Origin of the sequence: Hymenobacter crusticola (assembly GCF_002154225.1) — a bacterium.
Classification (GTDB): Bacteria; Bacteroidota; Bacteroidia; order Cytophagales; family Hymenobacteraceae; genus Hymenobacter; species Hymenobacter crusticola.
In genome coordinates this window covers 423179-439553 of sequence record NZ_MTSE01000004.1, presented here as the reverse complement: position 1 = coordinate 439553, position 16375 = coordinate 423179, and the positions used below count along the sequence as shown (strand labels likewise).

Annotated in this window: 12 protein-coding genes; 5 read left to right on the top strand and 7 right to left on the bottom strand. The window is 57.2% G+C overall.

Features of this window, described 5'->3' with window-relative positions:
• Nucleotides 1-21 precede the first annotated feature (21 nt).
• The 4 genes from BXP70_RS10920 to BXP70_RS10905 all read right to left on the bottom strand — a co-directional run bounded on the left by BXP70_RS10920 (nt 22) and on the right by BXP70_RS10905 (nt 4307).
• Nucleotides 22-405, bottom strand: coding sequence for a DUF3037 domain-containing protein (locus BXP70_RS10920; RefSeq protein WP_086594097.1), 384 nt, complete (start codon nt 403-405; stop codon nt 22-24).
• Nucleotides 383-1180 (bottom strand): HipA family kinase, encoded by a 798-nt coding sequence (locus tag BXP70_RS10915; RefSeq protein WP_086594096.1) that lies wholly within the window; start codon nt 1178-1180, stop codon nt 383-385. Before BXP70_RS10915 ends, BXP70_RS10920 begins: the two co-directional genes overlap by 23 nt.
• 62 nt (nt 1181-1242) lie before the next feature.
• Nucleotides 1243-2574, bottom strand: a complete 1332-nt coding sequence (locus BXP70_RS10910; protein ID WP_086594095.1) for a leucine-rich repeat-containing protein kinase family protein — start codon at nt 2572-2574, stop codon at nt 1243-1245.
• Nucleotides 2575-2684: 110 nt separating this feature from the next.
• A complete protein-coding gene (locus BXP70_RS10905) occupies nt 2685-4307 on the bottom strand; it encodes a protein adenylyltransferase SelO (RefSeq protein WP_086594094.1) in 1623 nt (540 codons plus the stop codon).
• A 775-nt stretch (nt 4308-5082) separates the two neighbouring features.
• On the opposite strand from BXP70_RS10905, the gene BXP70_RS10900 reads away from it, so the two are divergent.
• From BXP70_RS10900 to BXP70_RS10890, 3 genes are all read left to right on the top strand, one after another.
• Complete coding sequence (locus BXP70_RS10900; protein WP_086594093.1) at nt 5083-5841, top strand: oxygenase MpaB family protein; 759 nt, start codon at nt 5083-5085, stop codon at nt 5839-5841.
• A gap of 679 nt (nt 5842-6520) precedes the next feature.
• Entirely contained in the window at nt 6521-9190 is a 2670-nt protein-coding gene (locus tag BXP70_RS10895; protein ID WP_086594092.1) for a PAS domain-containing sensor histidine kinase, read from the top strand.
• The gene (locus tag BXP70_RS10890) at nt 9187-10137 is read left to right on the top strand and encodes a helix-turn-helix transcriptional regulator (protein WP_086594091.1); all 951 of its coding nucleotides are present in this window, start codon (nt 9187-9189) and stop codon (nt 10135-10137) included. The genes BXP70_RS10895 and BXP70_RS10890 overlap by 4 nt, the downstream gene beginning before the upstream one ends.
• A 191-nt stretch (nt 10138-10328) precedes the next feature.
• On the opposite strand, the gene BXP70_RS10885 is transcribed toward BXP70_RS10890, so the two are convergent.
• A complete protein-coding gene (locus BXP70_RS10885) occupies nt 10329-12452 on the bottom strand; it encodes an endo-1,4-beta-xylanase (RefSeq protein ID WP_086594090.1) in 2124 nt (707 codons plus the stop codon).
• A 381-nt stretch (nt 12453-12833) separates the two neighbouring features.
• Between BXP70_RS10885 and BXP70_RS10880 the strand changes: the two genes are divergently transcribed.
• Complete coding sequence (locus BXP70_RS10880; RefSeq protein ID WP_086594089.1) at nt 12834-13343, top strand: DinB family protein; 510 nt, start codon at nt 12834-12836, stop codon at nt 13341-13343.
• Nucleotides 13344-13511: 168 nt separating this feature from the next.
• Here BXP70_RS10880 and BXP70_RS10875 read toward each other — a convergent pair whose 3' ends face one another.
• Nucleotides 13512-14312 (bottom strand): SDR family NAD(P)-dependent oxidoreductase, encoded by an 801-nt coding sequence (locus BXP70_RS10875; RefSeq protein WP_086594088.1) that lies wholly within the window; start codon nt 14310-14312, stop codon nt 13512-13514.
• A gap of 215 nt (nt 14313-14527) precedes the next feature.
• Here BXP70_RS10875 and BXP70_RS10870 point away from each other — a divergent pair, with 215 nt between their 5' ends.
• Complete coding sequence (locus tag BXP70_RS10870; RefSeq protein WP_086594087.1) at nt 14528-15835, top strand: flavin monoamine oxidase family protein; 1308 nt, start codon at nt 14528-14530, stop codon at nt 15833-15835.
• 127 nt (nt 15836-15962) lie between these two features.
• Here BXP70_RS10870 and BXP70_RS10865 read toward each other — a convergent pair whose 3' ends face one another.
• Nucleotides 15963-16307: a hypothetical protein gene (locus tag BXP70_RS10865; RefSeq protein WP_143436453.1), complete on the bottom strand. Its 345-nt coding sequence runs from the start codon at nt 16305-16307 to the stop codon at nt 15963-15965.
• Between the last annotated feature and the right edge of the window lie 68 nt (nt 16308-16375).

Here is a 16375-nt window from a genome sequence, read left to right as displayed (position 1 = left end):
CGGGGTTTTCTCTAACCTAGCTTATTGCACCAGCTGTGCATACAAGCGCCCAAGCGTTTCGACTGGGTCGGCGCACAGGCCGGGGTGCACGGGCGAGGTTTGCACGACCGTGCTACGGGCGGCCGTAAGCCACCGGAAGCGCGAGGCAACCGGCAGTTGGCCGATAGCGCCGCCTTCGCGCCGTCCGGCACAGATGCGTTCAAACACCCGCAGCCGTTCCTGCAACTCCTGCATATCTAGCTCGCCCCCAAAGGCTTGAAGTCGCGCCTCATTCAGTTCATAGCGCGTTTGCAGAAATCCGCGGCCGGCACAATACAGGATGACGCCGACGTTCAGAAACTCTTCGCGCTCTACCTTGGGCATCACGCGCACGACGGCGTACTCAAATAAGTGCTTTTCTTGCATGCTCGGCGGCCTTGACAAAGATTTCGGACGAGGCGAGGCGGACCTCTAAAAACTGGATGTAGGCGAGGCGGTGCTCCTCCACGGTGGTAAACGGCGAATCGCCCAAAAGCCACTGGTCGGGGATGAGCCCCACGATGGCGCGGATAAGAGCGGGCGTCAGGATGGCGCGGTACTCCGCATCGACTTGCGCTAGCTCGGTGGCTTGGGGCAGCAATACGTGGTCTTTTACCTGCGCAAACGGGCGGCGGGCTTGCTCCTCCACATTCGGCCAGGAGTGGTGAAAGTAGAAGGCCGCGCCGTGGTCGATGAGCCACAGCTCCTTGTGCCACATCAGCATATTGGTGTTGCGCACGGTGCGGTCGACGTTCATAATCAGGCAGTCGAGCCACACAATTTGGGAAGCTAGCTTCGGCTCCACGGTCGTCACCAGCGAGTCGAAGGTGATGGCGCCGGAAAGGTAATGCAGGGCTAGGTTTAGCCCCTCGCTGGCGCGCAGCAAGTCCTGAATTTCTTCGTCGGGCTCGGTACGGCCAAAGGCTTCATCGAGGGTGGCAAACACAATTTCGGGCATGCGCAGCCCGAGGGCCCGCGCTAGCTCGCCGGCAATCAGTTCAGCAATCAGGGCTTTCACGCCTTGTCCCGCCCCCCGAAATTTGATGACGTACAAAAAATCGTCGTTGGCTTCCACGATGGCCGGCAAAGAGCCGCCCTCCCGCAAAGGCTTCACGTACCGCGTTACGTCGACAGTGCGCAGTTGAGGTTCACGTTGGTTCATAGGCCTAATCATTCGGCGTGAGTGCGAAAGTAAGACGCCGCGCAGACTTTGTGCTGTCTTTCTTACCGGCTAGCTTCCCCTAGCAGCGCAGTGAGTACCTGCTCGATCTCGGCAAACAACGGCCGGGCCGCCACGTTCGGCTGCGCACACCGACGCTCCAACTCTGCCAACGCATGAAAGCTTTCCGACGCTGTCGGTTCGCAGTGCGCCAGGAGTTCTTCCAGCAAGCAGGCAAACGCCCTAGCTTCCAGGCGCTGCACTTGCGTGGACAGCGCCGAGCTAGGCTCCAAAAAGCAGGCGGCGCCAAAGTCGCCGAGCAAGCAGCGCCCGGTACTGGTAGTCAAGATGTTGTGGGCGTATAAATCGCCGTGCAGAATGCCGCGGGCGTGCAAGTGAGCTGCGGCCGCCGCAATGCCATGCGCTAGGCGCAGCACAGTAGCCAAGCTAAACACAGTACCGGCATCATACACGTCGCGGGTGCAGGAAGCGAAGCTAGGTGGCCCCGCAAGAATCTGAAACGCTGGATCAATCAGATCCAATACCAGCCCTTCGGCGTTGGTTGGGTGCTCGGTTATTTTGCCCTCAACGGCAATTAGGTTTGGGTGGACGCCCGCGCTAATACACGCCGACATTTCGCTGTGCGGCAATCCATCACTGGTGACGGCGCCCTTAAACAGCTTCACAGCCACTGCCTGCGACGAGGCCGCCGCTGGACACCATTGCGCCTGGTAAATCACGCCGGACGCGCCCTCCCCTAGCTTTTGCTGCAGCGTCAGTTGGCGCCAGTCGATGCTTGTGATGGGGTGTTGCCGCACTAGGGCCGCTTCTATTTCCTCGCAAAAAGGATTGCCAGCGTACGCCAGCCACGAAAGCCGGGGCAGAGCCAGAAGCCACTCCGGCAACGCCTCAAACCGATTTGCCGCAATGCGCAGCAACTCTAGGTTGGCGCACGCGGCCATGCTCTCGGGCAGGTGCGTTAGCTGATTACCAGCCAACATGAGCTTTTGCAGGTGCGTGCAGGCACCTAGCTCGTGAGGCAGAGCCGTTAAGTGGTTATCAGTGAGGATCAGCCAGCGCAGCAACGGCGGCAACGACGCGGCCGGCAACGAGTGGATCTGGTTGGCTTTGAACCCAATCATGCTCAGCTGCGCGCATTGCCCCAACACCTCGGGCACCGTTGTGAACTGATTATCTGAGCAGAACAGGATGCGCAGCTTGTGCAAACGGCCTAGGTCGTCGGGCAACGTGGACAGCGAGTTGCCCGAAAGATTTAGGATTTCCAGCGAATCGGCTAGCTCAAAAATCTCGGTTGGAAACTCCGTGAGACCAGCCGATAAGTCGAGGCGCTGAATGCCCGCTAGCTGGCCGGCGCGTAGTTGTTCGAGGGTATGCATGCGACAAAGGTCGCAAAGGCCCGACACTTAAAATATGCAAAAACCCTAGAACAGTCATGCGGAGCTTGTTGAGGCATGACTGTTCTAGGGTTTTCTTTCGTTATTCTCTATTACGAGCTGCACGACAGCGTCGCACAGCCGGGCTTTTCGCGGGCCCAATCGGGGCGTTTGGCAGCTAGCTCTTCGTGTTCGGGCTGCTCGGCGAAGGGCGTTTTCAGCACGTCCATTAGCGTGTTTAGGAAAGACAAGTCACCTAGCTCAGCGGCTTCTATTGCTTTCTGAGCTAGGTAGTTGCGCAACACATATTTTGGGTTCACACTCAGCATGCTTTCCCGGATGGCTTCTGGGCTGGCGGGTTCCTGCCGTAGCCGTTGCAAGTAGCGTTGGAGCCATTGCAGCAGCGTTTGCTCCTCACTTATCGACATGGAGTAAGCCGCGTTGGCGAGCAACTCGCGCCAGGCTGTTTCCTCGCTCTCAGCCTTTTGCAGCAAGGCTGGCGCGGTGTGCGAAAGCTGGCGAAAGAACAACGTCATGTCGATTTCGGAGCCGGCTAGCGCTTCGAGGAGCTCTTCCACAAACGCCCGATCTTCTGCCTCCGGTGCCATTGGCGTCAGACCTAGCTTTTGCAATAACATGGTATGCCGGGTTTCGGCCAAGGTGGTTCGGTACGTTTCCAGGCCTTGCTGCAAGTCCTGGGGAGTTTCCACCAGATGGGCTAGCGCGCGGGCCAGTTGGTAGAGGTTCCAGAGCGCCACTTGCGGCTGCTGGCCAAAAGCGTAGCGCCGCGAGCCGAAGTCGGTGGTGTTGGGGGTCCAGTCGGGGTCGTAGGGTTCGAGCCAGCCGTAGGGGCCGTAGTCAATGGTCAGGCCGAGGATGGACATGTTGTCGGTGTTCATCACGCCGTGCACAAAACCTACTGACATCCAGTGCGCTATCATCACGGCCGTGCGGCGGCTGATTTCCTCAAACCAGCGCACGTATACCGCCGACGAGGGCTCCCCTAGCTCGGGATACTGGTGGCGAATGACGTAATCGGCCAGGGCGCGGAGGTTGTCCTTCTCGCCCATAGCGGCCATCAGTTGAAAGTTACCAAACCGCACAAACGTAGGCGCCACCCGCGCCACAATGGCACCCGGCTCGGGCTGGGGGTTGCCGTTGTAGAACATGTCGCGGATCACTACGTCGCCGGTTTCTACCAGGCTCAGCGCCCGGGTGGTGGGCACCCCTAGGTAATGCATGGCCTCGCTGCACAAAAACTCTCGCAGCGATGAGCGCAACACCGCCCGCCCATCGGCCCGGCGCGAGTAAGGCGTAGGGCCAGCCCCTTTGAGCTGAATTTCCCAGCTGCTGCCATCCACGGCTGTCAGCTCACCAAGGGAAATAGCCCGGCCGTCGCCGAGCTGGCCTGCCCAGTTGCCAAACTGGTGCCCGCCGTAGCGAGCGGCAAAGGGCTTCATGCTGGGGTTCAGTTGACTCCCCGCGAGTATAGCAACAGCGGGGCCACGCTCCGGCGGCCTTACCACCCCTAGGTAGGCGGCTAGGTCATCGGACCAAGCTAGCAGGCGCGGCGCGCGCACGGCCGTTGGCTCTACGCGGGAATAATGATAGCCCGGCACTTGGCGGGGGCTTTTGTCCATAGAAGCTTCGCCGTGAAGCTCGTCGACGAAGGAGTTATGAAAATCAGCTTGCTCGATTGAGACGAGCTGGTCGGTTTGCGGCGCAGATGTAGCCATAGGAAGTCTTGCTAGAGGCGTGTCCCTTCAGCGAAAAGGGTTGCCTTTCTATCAACGCTTACCAGTAACGGTTGTTTTGGTTGAGCTTCGCTAGACGGTAGGCCAGGCTCGTTGTTTCTGAGCTAGGCCATGGGCTCGCTGCCCTAGAAAGCAAAAAGCCGCAGCGGATAAGCGGCGGCTTTTTAAGGGGATAGGTGGTAAGTAGGAGCTACTCGCCTCGTAAGGGGGGTGGGCCGTTAGGCGAGCAAGTAGTACACAGCGGCCAGCACAACTAAGCTGGCCATGAAGATGACAACGATACGTTCGTCGCGGGATGAAGTAGAGGTAGGTTCCATAGGGTTTGAAAGTTGCCGCAAAGGTAAGATTTTCCCATCTCTCGCTTTCCCATAGCATCACTTTTCCATGTTAAGTTTTCACCTAGGCCTAGTAAATCACTGAGTACTACCTAGCTCAACCTGTAGCGCACACTTCTTTCAAGAGCTGCTGAGCACTACCTAGGAGTCAAAACCCGGCATTGCGGCGCGGAAAAGCGCCGCGCCTGATGACTTTTTATTTGGTAAAACAGCTCGGCTGCGGTTAGGCAGTGCGGGGCCTAGGCTGCGTTTTAGCGCCGCTGATGAGGATTACCTACAGCTTCCGATCACGCGCAGCCCAGTTCTCGTTAGCCGTAGTAGGGCAGTTGAAGCTAGCGGAGTTGGGCTAGGTTCCGAGACAAAAATGCTGCTTCTGCTCAAAAACCACGGAGTCTTTTGCGGAGTTTTCCGGTTCTTGGGGCATGGAATATTTCGTAGCACAGCACTCCGTGGTGCGTACTATTTGGAGCAAGGCCGATACGGTGCTGTTCATCTTTGCCGGAGCCGCGGCGGAGTTTGCGCTGAACAAAGCCGTCGACTGGCTGTACTTTACTGGCCGCCTACCCGCCGACCCTTTGGGGCGCTTGTTTTCTACCGTCGACTATGCCCGGCAGATTGTATTTGCTCCTCGTGCGGGGGCGGAGCGCGCCATCGACACCATCACCGCCATCCACGGAGCCGTGGAAGCCAAGCGCGGCGCCGCTATTCCGGCCTGGGCCTACCGCGACGTACTGTTCATGCTCATCGATTACTCCATCCGGTCGTTTGAAGCGTTGGAGCGTCCCATGACCACCCCAGAAAAAGAAGAAGTGTTTGAGGTGTTCAACCGGGTGGGTCAGCGCATGGGCATCCCCGGGCTTCCTACCAGCTACGCCACTTGGCTGGTGGCACGGGAGCAACATCTAACCCACGACCTAATACACAGCCACTTCACCACCGATTTGTTCAACCAATACCGCCGGCACCTAGGTCCGTTGCGGTACTGGCTGCTGCTGCAAGGCCAGCGCTTGGTAGCGCCCGAGCGGGTGCGCGCCCTGCTTGGGCTAGGCTCGTGGTCGTGGCTACGCCCCGTGGTGCCCATCTACCGGCACACCCAGCATTTTTCCTTGAGCCAGTGGGTAAAAACGGCATTGCTGCCCCCGGCCTACAAAGCCCAGATCCAGGCGCTCGACAGCAACTAGAATTACTGTCTATGCCGCTGAGCAGTTAAAACCCGAATTTATCCGGCCCGAAATCCGTATAAATTCGGAATAAGCACGCGAGAGGATAGGCTGGGAGGTAAGTATCTTACCTCCCACTACAGGTGAGGCGCTGTTTCCTCACCTGCTTCACGCTTCTCTACTCTTTCTTCATGGTTACTCCTCCCCTAGCCCTACTGCGTCACCAGGTGCCGGCGGGGCACCGGCTCGACTTCAACGCTCAGCCGGGCTACTTCGCCCACGTTTACCGGTGGCACAAATAGCGCCGGCTTGCCTTCTTTCGAAGGGCGCCGCCTCACTTACTAGGTGCGCTTCTGAAGCTTCCAGTTGCTAGTTTCTGCCGGCCGGGGACTAAGCCAGGTATAGCTTCTTCCCAGTCCTGGCTTGTGGCCTAATTCTGCTGGCCGTGCAACAACCCGGCATGCCTTCCTGGCGCTTCACGCGTCGTGCCCTAAGCGTATTTTTTTTTTAATTTTGATGCTCTTTGCCAAGCCGGCAGAACACCCCCAATTGCTGGTTGGCAGCTTACACATAACCGAGCTTTGGGGTCGGAAAACGAATTGTCGGGAACCTGGTTTCCACGCTTGCGAGTTATTCACCTTGTTGAAAGACAGGCTGTCGTCTGCTCGTCTGCGCCTTTTCTTCTTCACTTTGCTTTCTCATGCCTGATTCCGCTGCAGCTTCTTCCATCAGTTTTTCCGCCTTGCAGGACGTGTTTCCGACCGACGACCTGCTACACGGATTGCTCGATGCTTCGCTGACCGGGGTGGCGCTCTACAAGCCCATCCGGGCGGCCGAAGGAGCTATCATCGACCTGGAAATTGTGCTGCTCAATCCGGCTGCCCAGCAGATACTACGCTTGCCTGCTCGCCCGCCCGAAACTTACCTGCAACTCTTTCCGCACACCCTCGCTACCGGCGTGTTCGATTTTCACTGCCGGGCGTTTGCCTCGGATAAAGTTGAGCGCTACAACGTAAACTATCAGGGCGACGGCCTCGACAACTACTTTCGCCTCTCCGCCCGCCGCATAGGCCAGGGGCTGCTCGTTAGCTTCTCCGACACGGCCGAACAAGACCGCAGCGCCGTAGAAGAAGCCCTACGCGAAAGCCAAGCTCGGGCCAAAGCCGCCCGCGCTGATGCCGAAGCGCAGCGCAATCAGCTGCACTCGCTGTTCATGGATGCTCCGGCGCTGATTGCCATCTTTGAGGGGCCCGAGCACACGTTTAAGCTCGTGAATCCGCTTTACCAGCAGTTGGTTGGGCCCCGTCTCATCCTAGGCAAGCCTATCCGCGAGGCGATGCCCGAACTGGTAGGACAACCTATTTTTGGGCTGCTCGACCGCGTGTACCGAACCGGCGAGCCATTTTATGCCACCGAAATGCTGGTGCAGCTCGACCATACTAACTCGGGCAAGCTAGGTGACAACTATTACAATTTTATCTACCAACCCACGCACGATGCCACGGGTGCAATTGATGGCATCCTGGTGTTTGCCTATGAGGTAACGCCTCAGGTGCGGGCCCGCCAGCAGATTGAGCTACAAGAACATAAGCTGCGCATGCTCAATGAGGCGCTAGCCAATGCCAACGAGGAATTAGCTAGCGCGAACGAAGAGCTTCAGAATGCCAACGAGGAGATTTTGGCAAACAACCAGGAGCTTTTTCGAACGCAACTTGCCCTGCAAGAACTCAATCAGGAGCTGGAAGCCCACGTGGCCGACCGCACGCACAAGCTACGGCGCGCCTTGCAGGAAGCGCAGCTTCAGCGGGAGCGGCTGCGGGCATTTCTGCTACAGATGCCAACGCCTATGTGCGTTTTCCGCGGTCCAGATCATGTCTATGAACTGGTCAACTCGCATTACCAACAACGGTTTGGTAGTCGCAAGCTCGTAGGCTTGCCTCTGCAAGAAGCAGTGCCAGAGCTCGTAGCGCAAGGCTACCTGCGTATGCTCGACCACGTGTACCAGACCGGCGAATTATTTTTTGCCAAAGAGATGCGCGCCTGGATGAGTTCGGCTGCCGACCCCGACCACGCGCAAGCCAACTACTTCGACCTAGTGTTGCAGGCCACCTACAATGACCAGGGCGCTATCGATGGCATCATTCATTATGCGCTGGACGTAACGGAGTATGTGCTAGCGCGCCAGCAGCTCCAGCAGAATGAGGAGCGGCTGCAACTTGCGCTTGAAGCCAGCAATATGGCTTCTTTTAACCTCGACCTGCATACAAACCAGATTGAGCGCAGCGAGAACCACCATACCCTGTTTGGCTACGACACGCCGCTGCCCGAGTGGAATCTGCCCATGCTCCTTTCCCACATGCTGCCGGAAGACCAGGCGGAATTTCAGGAGAACCTAGCCCAGGCCATGAGCTCAGGTGTGCTCCGGCTCAATCCGCGCATCCGTCGCGCCGACGGAGAAATGCGCTGGCTGGAGGCGCGTGGCCGCATTTTCAACGACAACGCCGGCAAGCCCCTGCGCGTGGCAGGAGTCATCACCGACGTGACGGAACGCGAACGGGCGCGCCAGCAGCTACAGAAACTCACGGAGCAACTGGCTGACACCAACGAAGTGCTGCGCTCGGCCAACGCCGACCTAGGTCTGGCAAACCAACAGCTCACACGTACCAACGCCGACCTCGACAGCTTCGTGTACACGGCCTCGCACGACCTAAAGCAGCCAGTTAACAACATGGCGGGCGTATTTGAGGAGCTGAAGCGCACAGCTACCTTTCACGACCCCCAGGCCACCTTGCTGGTAGAAATGTTTGAAACTGCCCTGGAGCAGATCAACAACACGATTCAAGGCCTGACGGAAGTAGTACAGGTGCAGCGGCACAGCGAGCGGCTTCCGGCCGAACACGTGGCCTTGCTGCCCCTCACCCAGAAGGTACTGCAGAGTATGTCGAGCCAGTCGGCCGCTCTGCACGCCGAGTTTCAGCTAGACTTTTCGACGGTACCCGTTATTCATTTTGCTCCGCTTAGCTTGCAAAGCATCCTGTATAACTTGCTGAGCAACGCGCTGAAGTACGCGCATCCTGGTCGTCCGCCTCGGGTGGTTGTTCGCACGGAGCTGACGGCCGAGGGCACCCCCATCTTACTCGTGCAGGACAATGGGCTAGGTATTGATTTGGAGCGCCACGGCGCCAACCTGTTTCAGCTGTTTCGCCGCTTCCACGACCACGTGTCGGGCTCGGGGCTTGGGTTGTATCTGGTCAACCGTATCGTGCAGCAGGCCGGGGGGCGCTTGCAGGTCGATAGCGAGGTAGGCACGGGCACCACCTTCCGCCTTTACTTTCCCGCAACGGTCATCTCTACTGTGCCCACTTTATGAACCGCTTCGACCGCATCACGGCTATTCTCATTCAGCTGCAAGCTAAGCGCGTGGTGACAGGCCCGGAGCTAGCCACTCGCTACGGTGTTAGTTTACGCACCATTTACCGCGACTTGCGCACGCTGGAGGAAGCTGGGGTTCCGCTTTGCGGAGAGGCCGGCGTAGGTTACTCGCTGGCCGACGGGTACCGGCTGCCGCCGGTAATGTTCACCCGCGAAGAAGCCACCGCCCTCATTACGGCCGAAAAGCTAGTAGCTCAGCTCACGGATGCGCACACGGCCCAGGTCAGCCAAGCCGCTATGGATAAGTTGCGGGCCGTGCTCCGCCGCCCCGACCGCGACTACCTCGAAGCACTCAGCCCCCACATTACGGTGTTTCGCCCCCAGCGCCTGGCCGCTGCGCGCGTGCTCCCCGGCAATACGCATCAGCAGCTCCTTGATAGTATTGCCAACCAACACGTTGTGACGCTGGATTACCGCGCGGGGTACCACGGCGACCCTAGCCAGCGCGATATTGAGCCCATCGGCGTGTACTTCGGGCAGTATTGGCACGTGGTGGCTTTTTGCCGCTTGCGCCAGGAGTACCGCGACTTCCGCCTGGACCGCATTGCCGGCCTGCGCGTGCGCGATGAACAGTTTGCCCCGCGTCCCGACACCTTACAATCCTACTGGCGGGAGCAGGCTCAACGGTGGCAAGTGCACACCGCCGTGGTACGATTTGGGGCGTCCGTCTTGCCTTTGGTGCAAGAAAACAAGCATTATTTCGGCTGGGCACACGAGCAAGCTGCAGCGGACGGGGCACTGGAAATGACATTTTTGGTGGGCTGCCTGGAGCAGCTAGCGAAATGGCTGCTCGTGTTTGCGCCGGCGGTTACTATCGTATCGCCGCCGGCGCTTCAGCAACGCGCACGTGAGTTGGCTCAAACGGCCTGTGCACATTTTAGCTAGGCAACAGCTAGTCCAACGAGCGACGGGCGCAACGGATCAACGCTTTTCATTTGCTTTGCGCGGGCTTAAGAACAGCTGTACTCCTACCAAGTCGAACAGCACTGCTTGGTTTATCATTACTAATTGAAGGCAAAAAGGGCTGATCGGCACGGTACCGATCAGCCCTTACACAACCTTACTTTCGTCCTGGCTTACTTGGTAATCAACAGGCGCAGGCTCTGCGACTCGCCATTAAGCACAAGCCGACAGTTGTATACACCGCTCGTTAGGGTACGGCTATCCAGCACCAAGTTATAGCGCTTATTGCTTTGCACTTGGCCCTCGTAGAGCGTAGTAACCAAGGCACCTAGCTGATTGTAAACTTTCACCTCAGCTTTACCGGCTCTCTCGGGCCGGAACGAGATTGCCGCTTGCTCGGTAGCCGGGTTTGGATATGCCTGGAATTCAGCAAGACTTGCGGCCGGCTGGTTCGTCGAGAGCACACCGCATTGGAGTATAATCTCGGCGGTGGTGCTGCAATTGCTGTTGGGAGCGGTTACGGTAACCTTGTAGGTGCCGGGAGCAAGGCCTGTCAAGTCTTCTGTGGTGGCCGTAAAGCCGTTCGGGCCCGTCCAGTTGTAGGTATAATTGACCGTACCCCCACCCTGCGCTGTTAAGTTGATAACGCCGTCTTTTCCCGCGCAAGAAGTAGGCACCTTCAACCGGGAAGTTACGCTGATGTTACACGGCAGCACCGTGTTGCGTACATAGTCCTTCAGCCATACCAAAGCCGGGCGCTCGGCCCCATTCGAGTAAGCTAGATGTGCTTCCGCATCTGCGCCTGGCAACCAGCCAAAGTGCGAAATCCCTTTAATACCTGGGTGCTCCCAGAACACGGGAAAGACCCGTTGGTACTCCGACAGTTGGGTCTCATCCTCTGAGCCATTAATGTCAAGTTCCGTGATATACAGGGGCAGCCCACTGGCAGCTAACACATCCAGACTGCTTTTCAGGGCTGCGGCAGTGGTTGGGCGCGTGGAGAAAGAGTGACCTTGTATGCCGATGGCATCAATGAGTTGCCGCTGTTGCAGCAGCGTGATGATCGTCCGGTAGCGCGTGGCATTTTCTACGGAGTTCTCTACGGTGTAATCATTGATCATCAGGCGGGCATTGGGAAAGTACTCCCTAGCAAGCATAAAGGCAGTAATCACCCAGTCCCAGCCGGTGGTGCCGGTACCGCCCAGCGCGTTGATGTAGTTTCCGCCGTCGCCGTTGGTCGTCGGGGAGTCGTCGGGCGCATTGTGGAGCGGCTCGTTCACGACTTCCAGATAGTCAATTCCAGGATAACGCTGCGCGACGGCGGCAAACCATTCTTTGATTTCCGCCAGCTGTTCGGCCGGCGGCAGATTGGCAATCCAGGTTGGCTGCTGGGCTCCCCAAATCAGCACGTGCAAACGGAAAGGGAAGCCGTTGTCTTTGGCTAGCTTGTAGGCCGCGTCCAGACTGGTCCAGTTCATTACGTCGCGGGTGCCTTCCACCGAGCCCCACTTACCGACGTTGCTCGGCACGACCATGTTCCAATAGGCCGTGAAGTTGGTGAGTTGCGCCGGACTCCAGATACCACCAAAGAACTTCGATTTGCCCGTAGCCAGCGGAGGCCCAGTAGGCGTGTAGGGTGGCGGCGGCGGCGGTATCGTGCCCGTTTGCCCTTTGTCCAAGTTATCGACGGTGTACGTGGCAGCGGCGCGGCCGAAAGCAAACTTGTCTATTTCCAAGCCGTCTTCGCGCGCCCCAATCTGCAACGTCCGCGTAAGGGCATCGGCCGTTACTTCAAACTTGATGGGCGATTCGCTACCCGTATTTGTCAGGTTAAGTCTCGATAAGTTAATCCACTTCCAGACGCCAATTGGAGCCGTGCCAGAGCCGGTTACTACGTCGGTGGCCGCGGTGAAGCCCGCAATGTTGAGGCCATTCACCGTAATCCAGTCGGCATCGTTGGCGGGCGATTTGGTGCCGAAACCATTGCCATAGTAAAAGCTGTCGTCATTGGCGCCAGCTGGTCCTACCCGAATCCGAGCGTAGAGGTTATAGGTGCCCGCTGACGGGAAGGTCACCGAGTACGTAATGACCCGCGCCGGCGTGCCGGGGTTCTGCGAGTTGATCGTGCTGGTAGGCTTGACGGTTACGTAGCGCACATCCGTCTCGTCGAGCACATTCCAATCACCCCCCAAGGCGCCGGATTCAGCTTGTTGGGGAATGGGTTCATTTTGTGCTTGTAGGGTGAAGCTGCCTAGGCACAACCCTAAGCAGAAAGTAAATAGTATGGAATTCTTCATAGGCTTTGGATGGTAAGTGGGTAAGTAAGAATGGAGTGCGTGAGTTACGTTGCGTACGCAAACGTTTTAGTAATCGGCGGAATATACTATCCATCAGCAGCACAACCAGTACTACTAAAAGAAGATAAACCACCACAAACGATTACGATAACTACCGCAATCGTTTGTGAAAAACATTTTATAATACCCCACTTCCGAAGCCAAATGCCTAGCCGTTAGAAAAGGCAGCTGTTATTCCTCTTAAAAGGGTCCGGGCAATTTGTATCAGACAATGGCACACACTGTCATTAAAAAAAACAGGCTTCTCGTTTCGCTGCTGACATAGGGCTGTCATTACCGCCCGCTAGGTTTGGGACATCATTCACCTACAACCTAGCTACTATGCTAACCGCCACTACCGCGCCACTCGCGCAGATTATCCTGCCCGAACTCGACCAAGAGCTAGCCCTCACACGCCGCGTACTAGAGCGCGCCCCTGAAGCTCATTTTGCTTGGCAGCCCCACCCCAAATCCATGGCTCTAGGGCACTTGGCTAGCCACACCGCCGACATGCCTAGCTACATGGCTACCGCACTAGAAACCCCTGAGCTAGACATCTCGGAAGCCGTAGGCGACTGGCAGCCAGCCACTACCACTACCGAGTTGCTGCAACGCTTTGAAGCAAACGGAGCCGCTGCCCGGAGCGCCTTAGCTGCTATTGATGAAGAAGGTTTTGCGCAGATTTGGAAGATGCACTACGGCGGGCAAACCGTTATCAACCAGCCGCGCGCAGAAGTCGTTCGTCACATTATCAGCCATATGATTCATCACCGCGGCCAAATCATGGTGTACTTGCGTCTGCTCGATGTACCAGTGCCCGGCGTGTACGGCCCTTCTGCCGACGAGAAATAGGAGCACAGCCTGTTTCCAAAGCGCAAAATGCCCTAGCCTACTGAGTAGGCTAGGGCATTTTGGCTCCGGTGAGGCATGGCAGGCAGCCGACTAGTCTTTATGAGCTGTCTGCAAAACCTTGTTCGAAAATCCTGGTCGGCTTCCTGCCACATTACTCCCAGAACCTAGTTATTTACTGGGTTGAACCGGCTCCCCTTGCTTGAGCATATTTTCGGCCACTATGTCATCGGGCATGAGGTTGCTTAGGGCCACTTGCGCTTTGTTTTTGAAGCCCGAAATGATCTTATCCTTATTAGCAAGCAAAGCCTCGTAGCCGTCTTTGGCCACTTTGGCGGGGTCGGCTTTGCTGCCTTCCTGCACCAATTTCGAATCTTCCATATCGGCTTTATCGAAGAAATCGGTATCGGTTACACCCGGTAGCAAGGCAGTAATCGCAATGTTGGTGTCCTTGTTCTCGGCGCGAATGGCTTCCGTGAAAGAAGTTATGAAGGCTTTTGTACCGTGATACACCGATTGCAACGGCCCCGGCAGTTCGCCACCAATAGACGACACTTGCAGGATCTTACCTTCGTTGCGGGCCACCATTTCTTTCAGGAAGAACTTGGTGAGGACCACGTACGCGCCTATGTTGAGCTGAATGATGTCCAACTCCCGGTTGATATCCGTTTCCGTGAACTTGCCGTATTGGCCCTGCCCGGCATCATTTACTAGAGCATCAATCTGAATGCCTTTGGCTTTCACCTCCTCGTATACTTCGAAGGGAGCTTCGCGCCGGAACAGATCTTTGGCAATGGTTTCTACCTGCACGCCGTATTGCTGGCTGAGTTGGGCAGCCGTGCTGGCTAGCTCTTCTTCGCTACGCGCTACGATAACGAGATTGTATTTGTCTTGGGCAAACAGTTTGGCCAATTCGAGACCTATGCCACTGGTTGCGCCTGTTATGAGAGCATATTTTGGTGCGTCTGCCATGTTATTGTCGAGCTAAGATGTTATCTACTAAATTTTTACGACCACGCTACCACTTAGTTTAAAAGAATTATGACGTGCTGAGCAATAGCTGCGCCGTAGATGTTCTGCGTTTAAAGCCATAACCGTTCTGCTCGTCAGGCGCTTATTTATCTCACACACAGTTGTTTTCTATCTGGTAGCAGCATGGCTCCTGCCGGATACTTTTCCACCCACGTATGCTTCATCAGCAAGCTGATATTTTAGTTGTTGGCGCGGGCGCCGCCGGTCTCATGGCGGCCCGTGACCTAGCTCGCGCCGGCAAATCCGTCATCATTTTGGAAGCACGCCACCGACTTGGCGGGCGCATTCACACCTTCAGTAGCCCTGCGTTTAGCCAGCCCATAGAGCTAGGTGCCGAGTTTATGCATGGCGACGTGCCGCTCACCAAGGAATTGTTGCGTGAGGCCGGTACTGCCTACCAAGACCCTGGCGGCAAAAACTATGAGGTCGGGTCCGATCATGCGCAGGAAACGGGCGATTATATGGAGGACTTGCCCCTGCTGCTCGATAAGCTGCACACGCTTTCGCACGACATGCCGCTGGTGGCTTTTCTAAACCAATACTTTCCCGAAGACCGCTACCAACTGCTGCGCGAACAAGCCATCCGTTTTGCGGAAGGCTACGATGCGGCCGATTCAGAGCGCGCCAGCGTTTTTGCGTTGCGCGACGAGTGGTCGGCGGGCGGGGCCGAAGACTCGCCCCGACCCGTAGGTGGCTATGGCAGTATGCTAACGCTGCTGGCCCAACAGCTAGCAGCAGCAGGCGGCAAAATGGAGCTAGGCGCCATCGTGCGGGAAATACATTGGCAGCGCGGCCACGTGGAAGTGCGCTGCGACGAAAACCAATATTATGCAGCCCAACAAGTGGTTGTGACGGTACCACTCGGCGTACTGCAAGCCACGGAAAGTGAGCCCGGTTATGTGGCATTTGTACCCGAACTGCCCACAAAGCGCAACGCAGCTGCGGCCATGGGCTTTGGCGCCATCATTAAAGTGCTGCTCGAGTTCGACGAGGCATTTTGGGAACATGACTCCTCCGGGTTAGCGCAGCCTCTCCCCGACCTAGGTTTCCTCTTTTCGGATGCTCCTATCCCAACCTGGTGGGCTCAGTTGCCAGACCCGCGCCCGCTCCTGACGGGCTGGCTGGGCGGCCCGGCCGCCACCGCTCTCTGTGACGCTTCGGATGAGACCGTAATGAATCAGGCCCTCGATTCGCTGGCCTACATCTTTGCGACAACGCCTGAGTATCTGCGCACGAAGCTGCGCGGCCACCAGGTGGCTAACTGGGCAGCCGATCCATTTGCCCGCGGCGCTTACACGTATTCCACCATTGATACGGCTGCGGCCCGCCCCGTGCTGCTGCAGCCCGTTGAGCAGACGCTGTTTTTTGCCGGGGAAGGACTCTACACCGGGCCAGCCTTGGGCACTGTGGAAGCAGCTTTACAAAGCGGGAAAGATACCGCCGCTTCGATGATTACTTCCTAGCCTGCACCCTAGCTTTTATCGAACGAAGCGGCACCGCCAAGTAGTAGTCCGCTAGCAGCTATTATATCACAGCAAAACGCCCCACCAGAGTTGGTGAGGCGTTTTGCATTATGTACGTTTAGCAGGCCTAACGACGGCCGTAGTCGTTGCGGTGCGCTGCTTCCCAACGCGCCCGCTCAGCAGGAGTTACGCGATGGTTGCGGTCGTAGCCGTAGTTGGAGTCACGGTCGTTGCGGCGCTGCTGAGCTTCCCAGCGGGCGCGCTCAGCGGCTTCTTTGCGCTGCCGCTCAAACTCTATTTTGCGGCGGGCTGCTTCCAACCGAGCACGCTCGGCAGCTAAGCGGCGTTCTTCTTTGTAGTTACGTTCGCGACGGTCTTTGTCGCGGTGGTCGGAGGCGGGAGCAGCGGCGAAAGAAGGCGTAATAGCCAGCATAGCAACAGCAGCGGCAAACGAAAGCAGGGCAGTTTTCATAGTCAGGAAAGGGTTGAAAAGGTTGAAATTTTGGAGAATCAAGCTATTAGCTAGCTTAGGATTATCCG

Bases quoted from the DNA above. Each gene is read 5' to 3' on its own strand.
- BXP70_RS10865 (WP_143436453.1), bottom strand. From the start codon at position 16,307: ATGAAAACTGCCCTGCTTTCGTTTGCCGCTGCTGTTGCTATGCTGGCT.
- BXP70_RS10875 (WP_086594088.1), bottom strand. From the start codon at position 14,312: ATGGCAGACGCACCAAAATATGCTCTCATAACAGGCGCAACCAGTGGC.
- BXP70_RS10915 (WP_086594096.1), bottom strand. From the start codon at position 1,180: ATGAACCAACGTGAACCTCAACTGCGCACTGTCGACGTAACGCGGTAC.
- BXP70_RS10890 (WP_086594091.1), top strand. From the start codon at position 9,187: ATGAACCGCTTCGACCGCATCACGGCTATTCTCATTCAGCTGCAAGCT.
- BXP70_RS10895 (WP_086594092.1), top strand. From the start codon at position 6,521: ATGCCTGATTCCGCTGCAGCTTCTTCCATCAGTTTTTCCGCCTTGCAG.
- BXP70_RS10900 (WP_086594093.1), top strand. From the start codon at position 5,083: ATGGAATATTTCGTAGCACAGCACTCCGTGGTGCGTACTATTTGGAGC.
- BXP70_RS10870 (WP_086594087.1), top strand. From the start codon at position 14,528: ATGCTTCATCAGCAAGCTGATATTTTAGTTGTTGGCGCGGGCGCCGCC.
- BXP70_RS10910 (WP_086594095.1), bottom strand. From the start codon at position 2,574: ATGCATACCCTCGAACAACTACGCGCCGGCCAGCTAGCGGGCATTCAG.
- BXP70_RS10905 (WP_086594094.1), bottom strand. From the start codon at position 4,307: ATGGCTACATCTGCGCCGCAAACCGACCAGCTCGTCTCAATCGAGCAA.
- BXP70_RS10885 (WP_086594090.1), bottom strand. From the start codon at position 12,452: ATGAAGAATTCCATACTATTTACTTTCTGCTTAGGGTTGTGCCTAGGC.
- BXP70_RS10880 (WP_086594089.1), top strand. From the start codon at position 12,834: ATGCTAACCGCCACTACCGCGCCACTCGCGCAGATTATCCTGCCCGAA.
- BXP70_RS10920 (WP_086594097.1), bottom strand. From the start codon at position 405: ATGCAAGAAAAGCACTTATTTGAGTACGCCGTCGTGCGCGTGATGCCC.